A 1,198-nucleotide genomic window follows, 5' to 3' on the forward strand; every position below is an offset into this window, starting at 1 on the left:
GTAGATACCGTCTCTCCTATCCGGACTCAACCCCCAATGGGTTGGGTCTGGAAGGGGGTTTGTCGATTCAGTACGCCGAAGGCGATGTGCACCAGTTTGCGCATTGCAGCGCCCAGGGCAGACATCGGGGGCTTACCGGCCTGCCGCAATCGGGTGTAAAACGCACCCACCACCGGGTTGTGACGACTCGCGACCACCGCCGCCATATACAGGCGCCGACGGATCGCCGACGACCCTTTCTTGCTCAGGCTCGGACGGCCACGCACCGAAGAACCGGATGTCCATTCGCTCGGCACCAGCCCCACGAACGCCGCCGCCTGGCGGGCGCTGCGGAACGGCTTGCCTCGCAGCAGAACCATCAGATGGACCGATGTGACCTCACCGATCCCGGGGATGCTCTCAAGCAGCGACTGATCGCGTTTGAGGTCCCCATGGCCATCGATATGGTCTTTGATCTCTTCGCGCAGTCGTTTCGCTTCACCCTGTAGGGCCAGCAGCACCAGATCAATCGACGAGGCGGTTTCCGTATCGCGGTTGAACCGGGCCTTCTCGAGCCGATTCTGTTCACGCTGGATGTCCTGCTGGACCGTCTCCAAACGGCTGGCAAGGCGCCGTAGGCGACGGACCGGCTCCGGTTCCGGCTGCCACCGGGGTGGCTGGCGGTCGATGCCATAGCGCGCCAGAAGCTGGCTGTCCTTCTTGTCCGTCTTGCCCGCGCTACCCAGCGCCTTGGAGTAATGGTGAACCTGGGCCGGGTTCACCACATGGACCTGGACACCGACCTCATGCAGCCACTCGGTCAACGGCTCGTGGTAAATGCTGGTCGCTTCCAGATATACGCGCAGATCCTGGGCTTGCTCGCCGGTCTGGCGGGTCAGCCAGTCCATCAACGCGGGGTAGTGTTTAGGGTGGTTGGTGAAGACCTTGGTCTTCACTTTGCCGCGTTCGCGCAGCCAGCACAGGTCCAGTTTGTTTTTACTGACATCAATACCAATGTGGGCCATCTCTCCACCTTTCCTTGTTCGTGCAGCCTCTCTTCCAAATGGAAGTGGCTTGGATACCGTTCAAGTTTTGAGAGAAACAGCCCGGTGGTCCGATCTACGGCACAGGTTCAAGGACCTCAGGAGCGACTCGGGTTGCCACCGGGCTGACAGGGGATGGTAGCTAATCATCTCCCTGCGGAGAGACACAAGGAGCG

1 protein-coding gene is annotated in these 1,198 nt (G+C 60.9%); it reads right to left on the minus strand.

Annotation, left to right across the window (positions count from 1 at the left end; all coding sequences use genetic code 11):
• Window positions 1-26: 26 nt before the first annotated feature.
• On the minus strand, window positions 27-1,004 hold the full coding sequence (locus tag IM760_RS18760; RefSeq protein WP_204431740.1) for an IS110 family RNA-guided transposase: 978 nt from the start codon (window positions 1,002-1,004) through the stop codon (window positions 27-29).
• Window positions 1,005-1,198 lie beyond the last annotated feature (194 nt).

Source organism: Alloalcanivorax marinus, from assembly GCF_016906305.1.
GTDB lineage: Bacteria > Pseudomonadota > Gammaproteobacteria > Pseudomonadales > Alcanivoracaceae > Alloalcanivorax > Alloalcanivorax marinus.